Below are 18,081 nucleotides of genomic sequence, written 5' to 3' on the forward strand. Positions count from 1 at the left end.
GATGGACGTGAAGCGATACTTCCGTGGGCCGGTCATGTGGATCGTGCTGGCCGTCCTCGCCGTGGTCGTGTTGATGCAGGTCGTCGGCTCGTCCGGCGGCTACGAGACGGTGGACACCGGCAAGGTGATCCAGGCGATCAGCAAGGACCAGGTGGAGCAGGCCAAGCTGACCACCGGTGACGAACAGATTCTCAAGATCGAGCTGAAGGACGGCCAGAAGCTCCAGGGCGAGTCCGGCAGCAAGTTCCAGGCGAGCTATATCGGCAACCAGGGCGTCGAGCTGGCCGACACGCTGCAGCAGAAGTTCGAGAGCGGTGACATCGAGAAGGGTTACACCGTCTCGCCGTCGAAGCAGTCCCCGTTCGTCTCGATCCTTCTCTCGCTGCTGCCCTTCGTCCTGATCGTCGTCGTCTTCCTGTTTCTGATGAATCAGATGCAGGGCGGCGGTTCCAAGGTCATGCAGTTCGGCAAGTCCAAGGCCAAGCTCATCACCAAGGACACGCCGAAGACGACCTTCGCCGATGTGGCGGGGTCGGACGAGGCCGTCGAAGAACTGTACGAAATCAAGGAATTCCTCCAGGAGCCGGCGAAGTTCCAGGCCGTCGGCGCCAAGATCCCCAAGGGCGTCCTGCTGTACGGGCCGCCCGGTACGGGCAAGACGCTGCTCGCTCGCGCAGTCGCGGGCGAGGCCGGCGTGCCGTTCTACTCGATCTCGGGTTCCGACTTCGTCGAGATGTTCGTCGGTGTCGGTGCCTCCCGAGTGCGTGACCTCTTCGAGCAGGCCAAGGCGAACGCTCCGGCGATCGTCTTCGTCGACGAGATCGACGCTGTCGGCCGCCACCGCGGTGCCGGCATGGGCGGCGGGCACGACGAGCGCGAGCAGACGCTCAACCAGCTGCTCGTCGAGATGGACGGCTTCGACGTGAAGGGCGGCGTCATCCTGATCGCCGCCACGAACCGGCCGGACATCCTGGACCCGGCGCTGCTGCGCCCGGGACGGTTCGACCGGCAGATCGCCGTCGACCGGCCGGACATGCAGGGCCGCCTCGAGATCCTCAAGGTGCACCAGAAGGGCAAGCCGGTCGCGCCCGACGTCGACCTCAACGCGGTCGCCCGTCGTACGCCCGGCTTCACCGGTGCCGATCTGTCGAACGTGCTGAACGAAGCGGCGCTCCTCACGGCGCGCAGCAACAAGAAGCTGATCGACAACGAGATGCTCGACGAGGCCATCGACCGCGTCGTGGCGGGTCCGCAGAAGCGGACCCGGATCATGTCCGAGAAGGAAAAGAAGATCACCGCGTACCACGAGGGCGGCCACGCCCTGGTTGCGGCGGCTTCCCCCCAGTCGGACCCGGTCCACAAGATCACGATTCTCTCCCGCGGCCGCGCCCTCGGTTACACGATGGTGCTCCCGGAAGAGGACAAGTACTCCACGACGCGCAACGAGATGCTCGACCAGCTGGCTTACATGCTGGGCGGGCGCGCGGCCGAGGAGCTGGTCTTCCACGACCCGACCACCGGCGCTGCGAACGACATCGAGAAGGCCACTGCCACGGCCCGCGCGATGGTCACGCAGTACGGCATGACGGAGCGTCTCGGCGCGATCAAGTTCGGCGGCGACAACACCGAGCCCTTCGTGGGCCGGGAGATGGGCCACCAGCGTGACTACTCGGAAGAGGTCGCGGCGCTCGTCGACGAAGAGGTCAAGAAGCTCATTGAGACCGCGCACAACGACGCGTGGGAGATTCTCGTAGAGAATCGCGACATCCTCGACGCACTGGTTCTTGAGCTTCTCGAGAAGGAGACGCTCGGCAAGGACCAGATCGCCGAGATCTTCGCCCCGATCGTGAGGCGTCCGGCCCGCCCGGCGTGGACCGGTTCCGCCCGGCGCACCCCGTCGACGCGTCCGCCGGTCCTGTCTCCCAAGGAGCTGGCACTGACCAACGGCACGAGCACTGCCAACGGTTCGGCCACCCCGCCGGAGATCGCTCCGAAGGACATCACGTCGAAGGACCTCGGCACCTCCACGGAAGCGGTTCCGGAGGAGCGTCCCGAGAGCTAGTACCCCTGTCCGACCCGGTGTGGCCCCTGTCACGGACGCACCACCAGGCCCGGAATGGAAGCCGCGCCCCCCAGGTTCTAGCCTGTGGGGGCGCGGCTTTTCCGCATGCCTGCGACATGGCCGGGCCAACCTGCGATGTCGGGGCGACCATGCGCTTGCGACAGCACAGAGGAACGAGGCACAGATGACCGACCCGGTGACGCTGGACGGGCAGGGCTCGATCGGCGTTTTCGACGAGAAGCGGGCCGAGTCCGCCGTACGTGAGCTCCTCATCGCGGTCGGGGAGGACCCTGACCGCGAAGGGCTGCGCGAGACACCGGGCCGGGTGGCGCGCGCGTACAAGGAGATATTCGCCGGGCTCCACCAGGAGCCCGAGGACGTCCTGACGACGACGTTCGACCTCGGTCACGACGAGATGGTGCTGGTCAAGGACATCGAGGTGTTCAGCACCTGTGAGCACCACCTGGTGCCCTTCCGCGGCGTCGCCCACGTCGGGTACATCCCGGCGACCAGCGGCAAGATCACGGGGCTGTCCAAGCTGGCCCGGCTCGTCGATGTCTATGCCCGGCGTCCGCAGGTCCAGGAGCGGCTCACCACGCAGATCGCCGATTCCCTGATGGCGATCCTGGAGCCGCGCGGGGTCATCGTGGTCGTCGAGTGCGAGCACATGTGCATGTCGATGCGGGGCATCCGCAAGCCCGGCGCCAAGACGATCACGTCGGCGGTCCGCGGCCAACTGCGGGATCCGGCGACGCGTGCGGAGGCGATGAGCCTCGTCATGGCGCGCTGAGCCCGACGGGCGGGGCGGCTCCGCGATGAGTTCGCGGCCTGGGCGGAGTCGACAGGAGTGGAGGCGGCCGGAGGGCCGGATCCACAGCGAGAGGACGCCCCATGTCATTCACACATGTGCTCGCCGTAGCGCCGGTGATGGCCATCGAGCCGGCGGTCGAGTGGTACGAGCGGCTGCTGGGCCGGCCGGCCGACACCAGGCCGATGGACGGGCTGGCCGACTGGCACATCTCGGCGGACGCCTGGCTCCAGGTCTTCCAGTCGCCCGAGCATGCCGGCGGGTCGCTGGTGAACCTCGTCGTCGACGATCTGGACAAGGCGCTGTCGGACCTCGCCGACCGCGGAATCACCTCGGGAGAGGTGCGGCCGGGTTCCGGGAGTGTGCGGTTCTCGGCGGTCCACGACCCCGACGGTAACCGGATCACCCTCATCGAGAACCCGGTGACCAGGATCCCTTAGCCCGGCGCCGTCGCACCGCTGCGGCAGCACGGCTGCCGCAGCCGGGCTTCCGCGGCGCCCCGCGCCGCAGTGCGGGTCTCCGAGGCCTGTAGAAGCCCGTCAGGCGGCTGCGGTCTTCTTGCTGTCGTCCCCGTCCTCCGGGAGCTTGCAGACGCGCTCCAGGAAGACGGCGGCAGCGACCACGGCCACGCCGGCCAGGACCGCGAAGCCTGCGTAGATGGCCTGGTCGCGGCGGGGCGGTACGTCGAGGGAGCCGAGCAGGAAGACGCCCACGCCGCCGTACAGCCCGCAGACCAGGGCGGCCACGAGGGCGCTCGCCTGTCCGAAGACCACCGCGCGTGCCGCCATGAGGGGCTCGACGCCCTTCGCTCCGGGGCGGCGCTCCCGCTGCGCGCGCAGGCGCGCACGGATCGACAGAGCCGTGGCGAGCAGGACGACAGCGATCACCGCGAGCACGATGGGTGCGGCGAGGGGCACGCTCGGCAAGGTCCCCAGGGCGTCCCAGAGACGGGCAGCGCCCCAGGACAGCACGCCGGCTCCGGCGAAGAGTCCGGCCAGTAGCCCGAGCCGTAGTTGCTTCACCGAGAGTGCCGCCCTTCGCCGCCGTTGTCCGTGTCGGACACCTGTACCGGATGTCCCTGTGCGTTGAGCCTAACGACTACTCGGGCAGCCGGAGTTCCAGGTCGGCCCGGGGAAGCACACTGTCGCGTCCGACACCGGCCAGCAGATCGGCGACCGGGCCGGAGCCGGGCAGTTGGGCGTCGGGATCCACGTCGTGCCAGGGGGCGAGCACGAACGCCCGCTCGTGGGCGCGCGGGTGGGGGAGGGTGAGCAGCGGGTCGTCGGACACCACATCGGCGTACGCCACGATGTCGACGTCGATGGTGCGCGGCCCCCAGCGCTCCTCGCGGACCCGGTCGAAGGCCTCTTCGATGGCCTGGCCGCGCTCCAGCAGGGAGGACGGGGGCAGCGTGGTCTTCACGACGATCACCGCGTTGAAGTACGACGGCTGGGAGCCGGGGTCCACACCCCAGGGCTCCGTCTCGTACACGGGGGAGACCGCCTTGACCCGCAGGCCGGGGGTGTCCTCCAGGGCGTCGATGGCGCCCTGGAGCGTCTCCAGCCGGTTACCGAGGTTGGAGCCCAGCGAGATCACGGCCCGTTGGGGATTGGAGAGGGTGATGTCCGCCGCGTCCACCTGCTCGACCACGGCGGCGGGAACCGGCTGGACGGTCGGATCGCTCTGCCCCTCGGTGGAAAATGCAGTCACGTTCGGCTCCGGGTGATGGTGATGGTCACGTCGTCGAAGGGCACGGTGATCGGGGCGTCCGGCTTGTGGACGACGACCTCGACCTCCTGGACCCCGTCGTGCTTGAGGCACTGCTGCGCGATGCGTTCAGCGAGGGTCTCGATCAGGTCGACCGGCTCACCCTTGACGATGTCGACGACCTCTTCCGCGACGACGCCGTAGTGCACGGTCTTGGTCAGGTCGTCGGCGGCTGCCGCGGGACGGGTGTCGAGGCCCAGCACCAGGTCCACGATGAAGGTCTGCCCCTCTTCCCGTTCCCGGGGGAAGACGCCGTGGTGCCCACGGGCCTTGAGGCCGCGCAGCGCGACACGATCCACGCGAATCACTCCTGCTGTTGTTGGTCGTAGGGGCACCCGGCCGCGTGCGGGCGGCACGGTGCCTTCTTTCGAATCTACCTGCGAGCACGGACAGCGCCCGCCCGCGCGGGGATGCGGGCCGAACCGCACGGACGTCGGTAGCCGCGTATACCCCGAAATCCGGGGGCTCAATCAACTGAAGAAGATCCACCCGCTCAGGAGGACGACTCCTCGTCGTCCTCCTCGCCGGTTTCGGCCAGCACCGGCGATCCGTGGTGTGACCAGAGCTTCCAGCCGTCCGGCGTGCGCCGGAACACGTTGGTGGCGACGACGAGCTGGCCGACGAGCGGTCCGAGCGAGTTGCCCTCCTCGGCCGGGCCGCCGCTGAGAATGTTCTCGGTGCAGGTCACCAGAGCCGTGTCGCCGGTCATCGCGACCCCGACGTCGGTCAGGAAGAACTGGATGTACTCGGTGTTCGCCATGATCAGCGCGTAGCTGCGCAGCACCTCGCCGCGGCCGGTGAGCACCGGCCAGCCCGGGTGGACGCAGGAGATGGTGAGGTCCTCGCCCGGCAGCCAGAGGGCGGAGAGCTCGTCGAAGTCGCCTCGCTCCATCGCCTCGTAGAACGCGGTATTGGCCTGCTCGACGGACTCGATGTCGGCGGCGGCCTCTTCGTGATCCTCGCGCGGGTCGGTCACGCCGCCCCCTCGACGGCACGGGCGACGCGTACGGCGTCGGCCGTGGCGCGCACCTCGTGCACCCGGACCGCCCATGCCCCCGCACGGGCGGAGAGGGCGGAGATCGCGGCCGTGGCGGCGTCGCGCTCGCGGGCGGGCGGTGGGGCGGCGCCCTCGCCGGCCAGGACGTGCCCGAGGAAGCGTTTGCGGGAGGCGGCGACGAGCACCGGCCGGCCCAGGTCGCGCAGCTCACCGAGGTGCGCCATGAGCGCGAGGTCGTGGGAGGCGTCCTTGGCGAAGCCGAGGCCGGGGTCGATCACCAGCTTCTCCGGGGCGACGCCGCCCGCGATCACGGCGTCCATGCGCGTGCGCAGTTCCGCGATCACTTCGGCGACGACGTCCTCGTACACCGCCCTGCTGTTCATCGACTCGCTGAAACCGCGCCAGTGCATGACGACGAAGGGCACACCGGCCCCGGCGACGACCGGGACCATGTCGGGGTCGGCGAGGCCGCCGCTCACATCGTTGACGAGGGCCGCGCCGGCGGCGACGGCCTGCTCGGCGACGCGGGCCCGCATGGTGTCCACGGAGATCGTGACGCCCTCGGAGGCCAGCTCCCGCACGACGGGGATCACCCGCCGGAGCTCCTCCGACTCGTCCACCCGGCTCGCGCCGGGGCGGGTCGACTCACCGCCGACGTCGATCAGGTCGGCACCCTCGGCCACCAGGTCGAGGCCGTGCTTGATCGCGGCTGTGGTGTCGAACCAGTGGCCCCCGTCGGAGAAGGAATCGGGCGTCACGTTGACGACACCCATGACCGCGCAGCGGTCCCACTCCGGCAGTCCCTGCACTGTGCCCCGTCCTCGCAACGTACTCATACGACCAGCCTAGGCCCGGGAACGGGTCCGTCAGGCCGCGCGGACGCCGCGCTCCGCGCCCTGCGCGGGCCGGTGGCCGCAGGGGCGGGGGCGGCGGGCGCGGAACGGGCGGGGCAGCGCGAGGCTCACGAAGCCCTCGGCCTGCAGGGCGGCGAGACCGATCCGGGGCAGGTCACGGCTGGTGCGGAAGACCACGAAACGGGGCTCCCAGCGGGGCTGGAACTTCGCGTTGAACCTGTACAGCGATTCGATCTGGAACCAGCGTGACAGGAAGATCAACAGCCCGCGCCAGCAGCGCAGCACAGGCCCTGCGCCCAGCCGCTCGCCCCGTGCGAGGGCGGAGCGGAACATGGCGAAGTTCAGCGAGACGCGTGCGACGGACAGCCGGGGGGCGGCCTGCAGGGAGGCGACGATCAGGAGTTCGTTCATGCCGGGGTCGGCCGAGCGGTCGCGTCGCATCAGCTCCAGGGAGAGGCCGTCCCCGCCCCACGGCACGAAGTGGAGCACCGCCTTCAGATCGCCGTACGGCGATTCCTCCGCACCGGTTTCGGCCAGATGGGCGGTGGCGATGACGCAGTCGCCGTCCGCCCGGTCGCCGATCCGGCCCAGTGCCATGGAGAAGCCGCGCTCCGTGTCGGTGCCGCGCCAGTCGGCGGCAGCCCCGCGGATGCGGTCGAGCTCGGTGTCACCGATGTCGCGGACGCGCCGGACGCGGGTCTCGTAACCGTTGCGCTCGATGCGTTTCACCATCTGGCGTACGTTGCGCATCGCACGCCCGGCGAGGGAGAAATCCGCGACATCCACCACCGCCTCGTCGCCGAGCTCAAGAGCGCTCAGCCCGGTCTCCCGGGTCCACACCTCGCCGCCCGTCTCACTGCATCCCATCACCGCCGGGGTCCATGAATGCGCCCGGGCCTCGTCCATGAAGCGCTCGATGGCCCCCGGCCAGGCCTCCACGTCGCCGATCGGATCGCCTCCGGCGAGCATCACCCCGGACACCACGCGGTAGCAGACGGCGGCCTTGCCGCTGGGGGAGAACACGACGCCCTTGTCGCGGCGGAGCGCGAAGTGCCCCAGCGAGTCGCGGCGTCCGTGCTTGGCCAGCAGGGCGCGCAGCCGTGCCTCGTCGTCCTCGGTGAGGCGGGCGGCCGGGTGTTCGGGACGGAAGGCGAAGTAGATCGTGGTGACGGCGGTCAGCAGACCGAGAGCGCCCAGGGAGTACGCCACCGTCCAGGAGGTCGCCCCGGCGTAGTCCACGGGCCCCTCCAGACCGAAGAGGCCGTAGAGCACGTGCTGGAGCCGGTCGGCGATGGACGGGTTCCCCACGACCCGGCCGGGGTGCACGCTGACGACGACCAGGCCGAGCGCGAGCGAACCCGCACCGAGGAGGACGAAGTTGGCCAGCGCCCTCCAGCGGCTCCTCGGGTCGGGGAGGGCGGCGAACTGGCTCCGGTGCCGTACCAGCAGGAAGCACAGCGCGAGGGAGACGAGCACCCCGATCAGGGAGTGGCGGTAGACGAACTGCGCCACCGCGCCCGCGGGCAGCAGGACGACGGCGGCCCGCCAGGCGCGCCGCTTGTGCCGTTTGATGCCGTGTGCGAGCAGGAGCAGCAGGACGCCCGAGCTGAGCGAGAGCGCCGCGGCGAACGGTCCGAGGGCGCCGGGGAGCACCTCGGCGAAGGTGTGCATCCGGCTGTGCCGGAACCGCGGGAAGACCCCGGCGGCGACATCGATCAGTCCGACCGCCGCGCAGGCGCTTCCCACCAGTGCCGGTACGGACGCGGGTCGCGGTCCGCGCAGGAACCTGCGCCCGCGTGCCGTATACGGAACCGTTCCTGATTTATCCCCATCTACCGTGACAGACATCATTTCCCGTGGCTCCGCGAGAGATTCCTGAGTCCGTCGGCCGAAGCCCCTACGGACGATGTGCGCCCTCTAGGACGACGCTTCCGCGGAGTGGGTTCATCCCCTTTCCGGAAATTTCCCGCACAGAAAGCCCACCTTCACTCATGGGTCTCACCAGCAACGCCGTTCTGGTTGTGGCGGTATCACTGGCCGTCGGACTGTTCGCGGCCACGATCCGGCTCTGGCCCCGGCTCGCCGCCCGCACGGCCTCCGCGGTGGCGGGCCGGATCGGACTGCTGCTGGCGACCCAGCTGGCCCTTTTCGTCTCGGCCGGTCTCCTGGCCAACAACTCCTTCCTCTTCTACGGCTCCTGGGCCGATCTGTTCGGGCAGAAGCAGGACCTGGGAACGGTCACCGACCACGGCGCCGGCGAGCCCGCGGCCGGGAGCGTGACCCGGGTCGGCACCCAGCGGCCCGATGTGCCGGGAGGCGGCAGGCCCGCGGTGGCGGGCCGGATCGACAAGGTCGTCGTCTCCGGGCGGGCTTCGCGGATCGACAGTCCGGCGTACGTCTATCTGCCCCCGGAGTACTTCCAGCCGGCGCACGCCCGGCGGACCTTCCCCGCGGTCGTCGTGCTGACCGGCTACCCGGGCACCGCCGAGAACCTGGTCGAGGGCCTGCGCTACCCGCGGACCGCTCATGAACGGGTCAGGGCGGGCAGGGCGCAGCCGATGGTCCTGGTGATGCTGCGGCCGACGGTGGCACCGCCCCGGGACACCGAGTGCGTGGACATCGCGGGCGGCCCGCAGACCGAGACCTTCTTCGCCGAGGACCTGCCGCAGGCGGTCTCCCGGGCGTACCGGGTCGGCAGCCGCGCCCGCAACTGGGGTGTCATCGGCAACTCGACCGGGGGCTACTGCGCGCTGAAGCTCGGCCTGCACCACCCGGAGCGCTTCGCCGCGAGTGCCGGGCTGTCGGCCTACTACAGGGCGGCCGAGGACCCGACGACCGGGGACCTCTTCCACGGCGACCGGAAGGCGCGCAACCGAGCCGATCTGCTGTGGAGCCTGGATCACCGGGTGCCGGCCGCCTCGTCCTTCCTGGTCACGACGTCCCGGCAGGGCGAGGGGAACCTGCGGGGCACCCGGGAGTTCATCGACCGGGTGAAGGCCCCCGCCAGGGTGTCCTCGATCGTGCTCGACAGCGGCGGCCACAACTTCAACACCTGGCGGCGGGAGATCCCTCCGGCCCTGGAGTGGATGAGCGGCCGGCTCAGCGCGACCTGACCCCGGCGCTCCCGGCTCCGCACGGGGCCGCGGCCCCGCGGTTCACGGTGAAGCGACCGTCGCGACGGTCTCCACCGCGACCTCGGCACGCGGAAGGTCCTGGGCATCCGCGTCGATCGAGCGGCGCAGCGCCTCGTGGAGGCGGGCCGGAGTGAGAACGCCCAGGAAGCGGCCGGTGCTCTCCTTGTCGATGACCGCGATCCAGCCCGCGTCGTGCTGGAGCATGGTGGCGAATGCCTGCTTGAGCGGGGCGCCGAGCGGAAGCCAGGCCTCCATGCGGCGGGCGTGCTCGCGGACCGTCCCCGCCGCGTCGGCCGGCGCGACGGCGCCCGCGGGGATCCAGCCGTGCAGGTTGTCCGCGCCGTCCAGCACGACCGCCCAGCGGGCACCCTCGGCCCGCAGCCGTGCGGTCGCCTTCGCCAGCGGATCGTCGAGATGGACGACCGGCGGCTGATCCAGGTCGCTCTCCTCGATGGGGGTGACCGAGAGCCGTTTCAGACCGCGGTCCGCCCCGACGAAGTCCGCGACGTACGGCGTCGCGGGTGCCCCGAGCACGGTGGCCGGCGGGTCGAACTGCTCGATACGGCCCTGCCCGTACACGGCGATGCGGTCGCCGAGCCGGACGGCCTCCTCGATGTCGTGCGTGACGAACAGCACGGTCTTGCGTACCTGTGCCTGCAGTTTCAGGAATTCGTTCTGGAGCCTTTCCCGTACGACGGGGTCGACCGCGCCGAATGGTTCGTCCATCAGCAGAACCGGCGGGTCGGCTGCCAGCGCCCGGGCCACACCGACCCGTTGGCGCTGACCCCCGGACAGTTGCTCGGGATAGCGCCCGCCATGAACGGAAGGATCGAGTCCGACGAGATCGAGGAGTTCGGCGGCCCGCTCCCGCGCCTTTCCCCGGTTCCAGCCGAGGAGATGGGGGACGGTTGCCGTGTTCTCCAGGACCGTCCTGTGCGGAAAGAGCCCGACCTGCTGGATCACATAGCCGATGCGGCGGCGCAGTTGTACCGGGTCGATGGTGGATATGTCGTCCCCGTCGAGGAATATCCGGCCCTCTGTCGGTTCGATCAGACGGTTCACCATCTTCATCGTGGTCGTCTTGCCGCAGCCGGAAGGTCCGACGAGCGTGACCAGTTCACCCTCGGCGACCTCGAAGGAAAGGTCGTCGACGGCGGTGGTGCCGTCCGCGTACCGCTTGGTGACGTGCTCGAAACGGATCATGACTCCCCATTGTGACGCGGGTTCTGTGAAGGACATGTTGCTGGAATACGACAGCCTCGGCGATTGTCGGTGCTCGGGGATAGGGTCGCCAGAGATCGAGTCCACGGCGGCACACGGGAGGTGGGGGACGGATGGCCGAGCAGAACTGCCTGGTGGCGAACGACTGGATCTGCGGCGAGTATCTGCGCTCCCGTAGCCAGGAGTTGACCGACGCGACCGTCCAGCACATCTGGATCACGGTGGCATCGGTGCTGATCGGCCTCGTGGTCGCATTTCCGCTCGCGCTTCTCGCACGCCGCGGCCGGCATTTCGCCGGACCGGTGCTCGGCCTGACCACGGTGCTCTACACGGTGCCGTCGCTGGCGATGTTCTCGCTGCTGCTGCCGCTGTTCGGGCTGTCCGCAGCCCTCGTCGTCACCGGCCTGGTGCTCTATTCGCTGACCATTCTCGTACGGAACATCCTGGCCGGGCTCGAGGCCGTGCCCCAGGAGGCGAAGGAAGCGGCGCAGGGCATGGGCTACGGCCCCGGCCGGCTCCTGTGGGAAGTGGAACTCCCCCTCGCGCTGCCCGCGTTGATGGCCGGTCTGCGGATCGCCACGGTGTCGACGGTCGCGCTGACCACGGTGGGGTCCCTCGTCGGCAAGGGCGGCCTCGGCAATCTCATCGAGGACGCGCTGCCCAGCTTCTTCAAGGCCCAGGTGCTCACGGCCTCCGTGCTCTGCGTGCTGCTCGCGGTGGCTGCGGACCTGCTGCTGCTCGGCCTGCAACGCCTGCTCACCCCATGGACCCGTGTACGGACGCCCGCCACGGCGGCGACCGTGCCCGCGGGCATCGCGAAGACGGAGGCGGGCTGACCCGTGGGAGTCATCGGGGACGCCTGGACCTGGCTCGTCACCGGAGCCAACTGGTCCGGGGAGAACGGGGCGACGCACCGGCTGGGCGAGCACCTGTACGTGAGCGGTGTGGCCCTGGTGGCCGCCTGCGCCATCGCTCTGCCGATCGCGCTGTACCTGGGGCACCTGGGCAAGGGGGGTGCGCTCGCGGTCAACATCTCCAACGTGGGCCGGGCGATCCCCGTGTTCGCCGTCCTCGCCCTCTTCATGATGACGCCACTGCGCAACTCCGGCTATGTCCCCACCATCATCGCGCTGGTGCTGTTCGCCGTGCCGCCCCTGCTGACCAACGCCTATGTCGGGATGAGGGAAGTGGACCGGTCGGTGATCGAGGCCGCCCGGGGCATGGGCATGTCCGGGGTGCAGCTCTTCGCGCGGGTCGAGCTCCCGCTGGCCTACCCGATGATCATGACCGGTCTGCGGTCCGCGGCGGTCCAGGTGGTCGCCACCGCCTCGATCGCGGCCATGGTCGGCCTGGGCGGCCTGGGCCGGATCATCACCGCAGGATTCAACACCTACGACACGGCGCAGGTATTCGCGGGCGCCGTACTCGTCGCCCTGCTTGCCCTGGTGGTGGAGGGGGTACTCGTGGCGCTGGACCGGCTGCTGTCGCCCCTGCGCCGCCGCCGGACGGCATGAACGCGCGTTTTTCGGACTGTGCACACCCCTTTCGCGGATGGAGAACAACATGAGCAGGACCTCGCGCATAGCGAGTGCGGTCATCGGAGTGGTCGCGCTGGCCGGGTCGCTCGTCGCGTGCGGCGGCGACAGCCTGGAGAAGGAGAAGAGCGGCTCGGACAGTGCGGCGGGCGCGGACTCCAAGAAGGGCTCGCTCGTCGTGGGCGCCGCTTCCTTCACCGAGTCCAAGGTGCTCGCCGAGCTGTACGCACAGCTCCTGGGCGATGCCGGGTACAGCACCTCGATCACCACGGTGAAGAACCGTGAACTGTACGAACCTTCGCTGGAGAAGGGCGAGATCGACGTCGTCCCGGAATACGCGGCGACCATCGCCGAATTCCTCAATGCCAAGGTCAACGGTGCGGCGGCGGCGGAGAAGAAGCCCGTCGCATCCGGGGACGCGGCGGCGACCGTCGCAGCCCTGGAGAAGCTCGCCGGCCCGCTCGGGCTCAAGGTACTCCCGGTCGGCAAGGCGGTCGATCAGAACGCCTTCGCGGTGTCGAAGGAATTCGCCGAGAAGAACAAGCTCACGACGCTTTCCGACCTCGGCCGGTCGAAGATCAAGGTGAAGATCGCAGCGGGCGACGAGTGCGAGATCCGCCCGTTCTGCGCACCGGGACTGAAGAAGACGTACGGCATCGACGTCACCGGGATCGACCCCAAGGGAGTCGGGACCCCGCAGTCCAAGCAGGCGGTCAAGGACGGCAAGGACCAGCTTGTCCTCACGACCACCACGGACGCGGTGCTGGACGCGTACGGGCTGGTTTTCCTGGAGGACGACAAGAAGCTCCAGAACGCCGACAACGTCCTGCCGGTGCTCAACGCCAAGGACGCGGGTGCTCCGGAGATCGCCGCGGCGCTCGGGAAGCTCACCGATGTCCTCACCACGGAGGACCTCGCCGAACTGAACCGCAAGGTCGACGCGGAGCGCGCCAAGCCCGCCGATGCGGCCAAGGAGTATCTGCAGTCGAAGGGTCTGATCAAGAAGTAGACGGCCGCGGAACAGTCATTTGAGGGGCCGCAAGGTAACCGGGCGGGAACAGATTGCCGGGCGGCCTCCCAAGTGACCCGTGCGCACGGTAAATTTCGGGCCATGCCACGTGGACGTCACCGCCATTCGCCACCCCTCCACAAAATCCTGCCGCCTTCCGTGGTGGCCGGAGCGTCGGTCGTCTGCGCCGCCGGAGCCTGGCTCCTCGCGGATCCCGTGGCGCTGCGCGTCCTGGTGGCCGCGACAGCGGGCGCCGCGCTCAGCGGCGCCTATCTGATGCGCAGCTGGGACCGGGCGGCAGGGTTGCGCGTCGCGGAGCTGAACCGGGCCCGCGTCAGCGACGAGTGGAAGACCGAGGAGCGCATAGCCGAACTCGAGGCCGACCTCGAGGAATCACGGGAACTGCGCCTCCGCCTGGAGACGAAACTGCGCCGCAAGCGGGTGGAGCTGGCCGGCCTGCGGGGCGAACACGCCGCGCTGCTGCGCCGGTACGCGAACGCCGAGACGGAGCGGGCCGGTGCCCTGGAGGGCCGCAGGCAGCTTGCCATCGAAGCGGCGGCGATACCCCGCGAGCTTCCCACGGCCCGGTCGACCCCGACCCCGGCCGCCTATCTGCGCGCCGCCCAGGCCCTGCAGGAACTGACGCGCAACGCCGCGCTCCAGGAGGCCCGCCGCACGGCCGAGCTGGCCAGGCAGCGCGACCTGGCCGAGCGTGCGGCGGAGCGGGACTCGGAGGGCGAGGGCCCGAAGGGGAAGCACGCGGCGGCCGCCGGAGCGGGTGACCAGCACCGCCGCCCCTCGGCCGCCCTCCCCGCACCTCAGCTTCCGTCCGCGCCCGTGCGTGCGCCGCGCTCCGTACCCGTCGCTTCGGCCGTCGTCCCGTACGCGGGCGGGCGGCGCCACCTCGTCCCGCAGGGCAGCTTCGACTTCTTCGGTACGCAGAAGGCCAACGCCGCGATCGAGTCCGTGCAGAACGAGGACCTCGCGGACGTCGTGGGCGAGGAGGCCCTGGCCGCGCACCGTACGCGCACCGCCGAGAACCGGGCCGTCGGAAAGGTCATCGACCTGACTGCGCACGACGAGACCGAACAGCTGGACGTCGTCCGGCTGCGCAGCGCGATCTCCTCGTAGCCGTAGCCGTAGCGGGCAGGGCGGCGGGTGGCCGCCCGTCGGCTACTTGTCGATGTCGCCGACGACGAAGAAGAGCGACCCCAGGATCGCGACCATGTCGGCGACGAGGGTCCCGGGCAGCAGCTCGGTGAGTGCCTGGATGTTGTTGAACGAGGCGGAGCGGAGCTTCAGCCGGTACGGGGTCTTCTCGCCCTTGGACACCAGGTAGTAGCCGTTGATGCCGAGCGGGTTCTCGGTCCACGCGTAGGTGTGCCCCTCGGGCGCCTTCAGGACCTTGGGCAACCGCTGGTTGATGGGCCCGGGCGCCAGGTCCGCCATCCGGTCCAGGCAGGCGTCCGCCAGGTCCAGTGCGTTGTGCGTCTGCTCCAGGAGGCACTCGAAGCGCGCCAGGCAGTCGCCCTCGGTCCGTGTGACGACCTTGAGGGTGTCCTGCAGCTCCCCGTACGCGAGGTAGGGCTCGTCGCGCCGCAGATCGAAGTCGACCCCGGACGCGCGGGCGATCGGGCCGGAGACCCCGTAGGCGTGCACGGCCTCGGCGGACAGCACGCCCACTCCTCTGGTGCGGCCCCGGAAGATCTCGTTGCCGAGCACCAGCCGGTCGTACACGTCCATCCGGGAGCGGACCGAGGCGACGGCGTCCCTGGCCCGGCCCAGCCAGCCCGCGGGAAGGTCCTCCTTGAGGCCGCCGACCCGGTTGAACATGTAGTGCATCCGGCCGCCGGAGACCTCCTCCATCACGGCCTGGAGCTCCTCGCGCTCCCGGAACGCGTAGAAGACCGGGGTGATCCCGCCGAGTTCGAGGGGGTAGGAGCCCAGGAACATCAGGTGGTTCAGTACCCGGTTCAGTTCGGCCAGCAGCGTCCTCGTCCAGACGGCGCGCTCCGGGACCTCCATGCCCAGCATGCGCTCGACGGCCATCACGACACCGAGCTCGTTGGAGAAGGCCGACAGCCAGTCGTGGCGGTTGGCGAGCATGATGATCTGCCGGTAGTCGCGGGCCTCGAAGAGCTTCTCCGCGCCGCGGTGCATGTAGCCGATGACGGGTTCGGCGTGCTGGATCCGTTCACCGTCCAGGACGAGCCTCAGCCGGAGCACACCGTGCGTGGAGGGGTGCTGCGGACCGATGTTGAGCACCATGTCGGTGCTCTCTGCCGCGCCGCCGATGCCGACCGTCGTCTCCGTCATGCGGGACAGTATCCCCCTTCCCCTTCCGGGGGCCCGGCCCCAGGTCCCTCAGACCGGCCGGGGTACGGGGCGAAGCCCCGGCGCCGTCCGCTGCCGCAGCCACCCGAAGTCGCCGAGCCCGCCCCGCGCGGTGAGTTCAGCGGCCTCGCCGGCCGCCGCGAGTGCCCGTACATAGCCGGCCGGATCCGTCGACGCCCGTGCGAGCGGCGGACGTTCGCCGCTGATGTCCAGCTCCTTCAGCGCCGTCCGCTGATCCAGCAGTTCGGCCACCGCGCCGTCGGCTGCCGCCGCCGCCTCCGCGCACGCGTCCAGCGCCACGTGCGAGGTCAGGTCGCAGCTCCCGTCGGGCACGGGCCGCACCTCGCGGCCGGACCGGAAGCCGGTCAGTGTTCCGAACGGCGGCCTCGCCCCCCGTACATGCGCGTAGTCCACCGCCACCGCGACCCCCTCGGCCATCGAGGCGACCGCCCGGGTCCAGGCCTCGTCGCGCGGCCGGCCGATCTCCGCACGGGCACCCGGCACGGTCAGCGGCCACCAGCGGGCCAGCCACTCCGCGTCCGCCCCGGTCACCGGATCGCCCAGCCGCTCCGTGCCGTCGGCCCGGACGAGGACGTAGCGGGCCCTTCCGCCGGCGTCGGCCTCGGCGATGTCCGCCGGGACGTTGTCCAGCCATTCGTTGGCGAACAGCAGCCCCTTCGTGCCCTGCGGCAGCTCGGCGCTCCACTCGATGCCCGGGTCCAGGCCCGCCGGCCGTGGGGCGAGCTCCACGGCATGGGCCCGTACGACGAGTCCCGGGCCTGCGGCCCCTGACCGCAGTGCCCTCAGCACACCGGTCAGCAGCTCACCCCGGCCCGCTCCCACATCCACCAGGTCCACAGAATCCGTTCCCAGCTCGCGCGCCGTGCCGACGAGCAGCCGGGCGACGGCGGAGGCGAACAGCGGGGATGCGTGCACCGACGTGCGGAAATGGCCCGCCGGCCCCTCGGGGCGCCGGTAGAAGCCCCCGTCCCCGTACAAAGCGGTCTCCGCCGCTTCCCGCCATCCGCACCAGTCATCCGTCACGTAGGCAAGTCTCCACCTTGGGGAGTACGGTCCCAGGACCTGGATCGGCCCTTCGGCTGACCCGTGTACCGATCACCTGTACCTACGCTGGGTTACGTGCAGCGCCTCTACGATTTCATCCGCAGACACCCGACGGGCGTCGACACCTTCTGGGCTGTCTTCCTCCTCGGGCTCTCCGGCATGTCCATCGTGGCCGAGCAGACCGGTGACGGCAGCGAGCGCGTCGCGGGCGTACCGATCGCGGTCGGACTGTGCACCGTGGTCGCGCTGCGCCGCCGCGCACCGGAGAAGATGCTGCTGCTCACGATCGTGATGGGCATCGCACAGCTGCTGCTCGACGTGCGTCCGGGAGTCGCGGACTTCGCCATGCTGGTGATCATCTACACCGTGTCCACCGTGGGGGAGCGCTGGGCCTCCCGGCTCGCCCTGGCGTGCAGTCTCGGCGCCGCGGGGCTCTCGCAGCTGCGCTGGCCGGAGGATTCCCCGTCGGGCAACTGGGTGCAGTCGGCCTTCGTCGTCGTCGTCCTGACCGTGCCGTTCGTCCTCGCCTGGGTGCTCGGCGACTCGATGCGTACCCGGCGGGCCTACTTCAGTCAGCTGGAGGAGCGCGCCGCCCGGCTGGAGCGCGAGCGCGAGGCGCAGTCGAAGGTCGCCGTGGCCGCGGAACGGGCCCGCATCGCCCGGGAGCTGCACGATGTCGTCGCACACAACGTCTCGGTGATGGTGGTTCAGGCCGACGGCGCCGCCTATGTCATGGACGCCGCTCCCGACCAGGCCCGGCAGGCACTGGAGACCATTTCCAGCACCGGCCGTCAGGCCCTCGCCGAGATGCGGCGGCTGCTCGGGGTCCTGCGTACCGGCGACACCCGGGAGAGCGGCGAGTACGTGCCCCAGCCAGACGTCGAGCAGATCGAGGACCTGGTCGAACAGGTGAGGCGGACGGGCCTCACGGTGGACTTCAAGATCGAGGGCACTCCGCGTCCGCTGCCGACCGGCGTCGAGCTGACCGCGTACCGGATCGTCCAGGAGGCCCTCACCAACACCCGCAAGCACGGCGGCCCGGACGCCGGGGCCAGCGTGCGGCTGGTCTACTTCGACGACGGCCTCGGGCTGCTGGTCGAGGACGACGGCCGGGGTGCCGCGCACGAGCTGTACGAGGACGGCGGGGCCGACGGCGCCGGACACGGAATGATCGGTATGCGGGAGCGGGTCGGCATGGTCGGCGGCACGCTGGACGCGGGACCGCGCCCGGGCGGCGGCTTCCGGATCAGCGCACTGCTCCCGCTCAAGCCCGCCAACCAGTGACACAAGGACAG

At 70.2% G+C, this 18,081-nt stretch carries 18 protein-coding genes; 9 read left to right on the forward strand and 9 right to left on the reverse strand.

The window, feature by feature from the left end; genetic code table 11:
- The first annotated feature begins 1 nt into the window (after position 1).
- The 3 genes from ftsH (at position 2) to OG844_RS28700 (ending at position 3,310) form a co-directional block, all read left to right on the forward strand.
- On the forward strand, positions 2-2,062 hold the full coding sequence (gene ftsH, locus OG844_RS28690) for an ATP-dependent zinc metalloprotease FtsH (RefSeq protein ID WP_406394167.1): 2,061 nt from the start codon (positions 2-4) through the stop codon (positions 2,060-2,062).
- A gap of 184 nt (positions 2,063-2,246) precedes the next feature.
- Positions 2,247-2,852: a GTP cyclohydrolase I FolE gene (gene folE / locus OG844_RS28695; RefSeq protein ID WP_406394169.1), complete on the forward strand. Its 606-nt coding sequence runs from the start codon at positions 2,247-2,249 to the stop codon at positions 2,850-2,852.
- Positions 2,853-2,953: 101 nt separating this feature from the next.
- Positions 2,954-3,310 (forward strand): VOC family protein, encoded by a 357-nt coding sequence (locus tag OG844_RS28700; protein ID WP_406394170.1) that lies wholly within the window; start codon positions 2,954-2,956, stop codon positions 3,308-3,310.
- 99 nt (positions 3,311-3,409) lie between these two features.
- Here OG844_RS28700 and OG844_RS28705 read toward each other — a convergent pair whose 3' ends face one another.
- The 6 genes from OG844_RS28705 to OG844_RS28730 form a co-directional block, all read right to left on the reverse strand.
- Complete coding sequence (locus OG844_RS28705) at positions 3,410-3,892, reverse strand: DUF3180 domain-containing protein (RefSeq protein ID WP_383182874.1); 483 nt, start codon at positions 3,890-3,892, stop codon at positions 3,410-3,412.
- Between the two features lie 76 nt (positions 3,893-3,968).
- Entirely contained in the window at positions 3,969-4,580 is a 612-nt protein-coding gene (gene folK / locus OG844_RS28710) for a 2-amino-4-hydroxy-6-hydroxymethyldihydropteridine diphosphokinase (protein WP_406394171.1), read from the reverse strand.
- Entirely contained in the window at positions 4,577-4,936 is a 360-nt protein-coding gene (gene folB / locus OG844_RS28715) for a dihydroneopterin aldolase (protein ID WP_329209760.1), read from the reverse strand. Before folB ends, folK begins: the two co-directional genes overlap by 4 nt.
- A 194-nt stretch (positions 4,937-5,130) precedes the next feature.
- A complete protein-coding gene (locus tag OG844_RS28720) occupies positions 5,131-5,613 on the reverse strand; it encodes a nuclear transport factor 2 family protein (RefSeq protein ID WP_406394172.1) in 483 nt (160 codons plus the stop codon).
- Positions 5,610-6,407, reverse strand: coding sequence for a dihydropteroate synthase (folP, locus tag OG844_RS28725; protein ID WP_406396288.1), 798 nt, complete (start codon positions 6,405-6,407; stop codon positions 5,610-5,612). Before folP ends, OG844_RS28720 begins: the two co-directional genes overlap by 4 nt.
- Before the next feature lie 93 nt (positions 6,408-6,500).
- Positions 6,501-8,336, reverse strand: a complete 1,836-nt coding sequence (locus OG844_RS28730) for a phosphatidylglycerol lysyltransferase domain-containing protein (RefSeq protein ID WP_406394173.1) — start codon at positions 8,334-8,336, stop codon at positions 6,501-6,503.
- Positions 8,337-8,479: 143 nt separating this feature from the next.
- Here OG844_RS28730 and OG844_RS28735 point away from each other — a divergent pair, with 143 nt between their 5' ends.
- Positions 8,480-9,601 carry an alpha/beta hydrolase gene (locus OG844_RS28735; protein WP_406394175.1) on the forward strand — a complete coding sequence of 374 codons (1,122 nt, stop codon included), beginning with the start codon at positions 8,480-8,482 and terminating at the stop codon, positions 9,599-9,601.
- A 42-nt stretch (positions 9,602-9,643) separates the two neighbouring features.
- Here OG844_RS28735 and OG844_RS28740 read toward each other — a convergent pair whose 3' ends face one another.
- Positions 9,644-10,825: an ABC transporter ATP-binding protein gene (locus OG844_RS28740; RefSeq protein ID WP_406394177.1), complete on the reverse strand. Its 1,182-nt coding sequence runs from the start codon at positions 10,823-10,825 to the stop codon at positions 9,644-9,646.
- A 131-nt stretch (positions 10,826-10,956) separates the two neighbouring features.
- Here OG844_RS28740 and OG844_RS28745 point away from each other — a divergent pair, with 131 nt between their 5' ends.
- From OG844_RS28745 to OG844_RS28760, 4 genes are all read left to right on the forward strand, one after another.
- Complete coding sequence (locus OG844_RS28745; RefSeq protein WP_406394178.1) at positions 10,957-11,679, forward strand: ABC transporter permease; 723 nt, start codon at positions 10,957-10,959, stop codon at positions 11,677-11,679.
- Positions 11,680-11,682: 3 nt separating this feature from the next.
- On the forward strand, positions 11,683-12,357 hold the full coding sequence (locus OG844_RS28750) for an ABC transporter permease (protein ID WP_406394179.1): 675 nt from the start codon (positions 11,683-11,685) through the stop codon (positions 12,355-12,357).
- 49 nt (positions 12,358-12,406) lie between these two features.
- Positions 12,407-13,387: an ABC transporter substrate-binding protein gene (locus tag OG844_RS28755; protein ID WP_406394180.1), complete on the forward strand. Its 981-nt coding sequence runs from the start codon at positions 12,407-12,409 to the stop codon at positions 13,385-13,387.
- A gap of 102 nt (positions 13,388-13,489) precedes the next feature.
- Positions 13,490-14,518 carry a hypothetical protein gene (locus OG844_RS28760; RefSeq protein WP_406394182.1) on the forward strand — a complete coding sequence of 343 codons (1,029 nt, stop codon included), beginning with the start codon at positions 13,490-13,492 and terminating at the stop codon, positions 14,516-14,518.
- 42 nt (positions 14,519-14,560) lie between these two features.
- Here OG844_RS28760 and OG844_RS28765 read toward each other — a convergent pair whose 3' ends face one another.
- Entirely contained in the window at positions 14,561-15,703 is a 1,143-nt protein-coding gene (locus tag OG844_RS28765; RefSeq protein WP_406394183.1) for an NADH-quinone oxidoreductase subunit D, read from the reverse strand.
- Positions 15,704-15,751: 48 nt separating this feature from the next.
- Positions 15,752-16,765 (reverse strand): SAM-dependent methyltransferase, encoded by a 1,014-nt coding sequence (locus OG844_RS28770; protein ID WP_406394185.1) that lies wholly within the window; start codon positions 16,763-16,765, stop codon positions 15,752-15,754.
- Positions 16,766-16,861: 96 nt separating this feature from the next.
- Here OG844_RS28770 and OG844_RS28775 point away from each other — a divergent pair, with 96 nt between their 5' ends.
- A complete protein-coding gene (locus tag OG844_RS28775; RefSeq protein WP_406394187.1) occupies positions 16,862-18,070 on the forward strand; it encodes a sensor histidine kinase in 1,209 nt (402 codons plus the stop codon).
- Positions 18,071-18,081: the final 11 nt, after the last annotated feature.

The sequence above is a fragment of the Streptomyces sp. NBC_00887 genome, assembly GCF_045207585.1.

Excerpts from the sequence above, each read along its gene's own strand:
- ftsH (WP_406394167.1), top strand. The coding sequence starts at position 2 with ATGGACGTGAAGCGATACTTCCGTGGGCCGGTCATGTGGATCGTGCTG.
- folE (WP_406394169.1), top strand. The coding sequence starts at position 2,247 with ATGACCGACCCGGTGACGCTGGACGGGCAGGGCTCGATCGGCGTTTTC.
- OG844_RS28700 (WP_406394170.1), top strand. The coding sequence starts at position 2,954 with ATGTCATTCACACATGTGCTCGCCGTAGCGCCGGTGATGGCCATCGAG.
- folP (WP_406396288.1), bottom strand. The coding sequence starts at position 6,407 with ATGGGTGTCGTCAACGTGACGCCCGATTCCTTCTCCGACGGGGGCCAC.
- OG844_RS28730 (WP_406394173.1), bottom strand. The coding sequence starts at position 8,336 with ATGTCTGTCACGGTAGATGGGGATAAATCAGGAACGGTTCCGTATACG.
- OG844_RS28735 (WP_406394175.1), top strand. The coding sequence starts at position 8,480 with ATGGGTCTCACCAGCAACGCCGTTCTGGTTGTGGCGGTATCACTGGCC.
- OG844_RS28740 (WP_406394177.1), bottom strand. The coding sequence starts at position 10,825 with ATGATCCGTTTCGAGCACGTCACCAAGCGGTACGCGGACGGCACCACC.
- OG844_RS28745 (WP_406394178.1), top strand. The coding sequence starts at position 10,957 with ATGGCCGAGCAGAACTGCCTGGTGGCGAACGACTGGATCTGCGGCGAG.
- OG844_RS28755 (WP_406394180.1), top strand. The coding sequence starts at position 12,407 with ATGAGCAGGACCTCGCGCATAGCGAGTGCGGTCATCGGAGTGGTCGCG.
- OG844_RS28760 (WP_406394182.1), top strand. The coding sequence starts at position 13,490 with ATGCCACGTGGACGTCACCGCCATTCGCCACCCCTCCACAAAATCCTG.
- OG844_RS28765 (WP_406394183.1), bottom strand. The coding sequence starts at position 15,703 with ATGACGGAGACGACGGTCGGCATCGGCGGCGCGGCAGAGAGCACCGAC.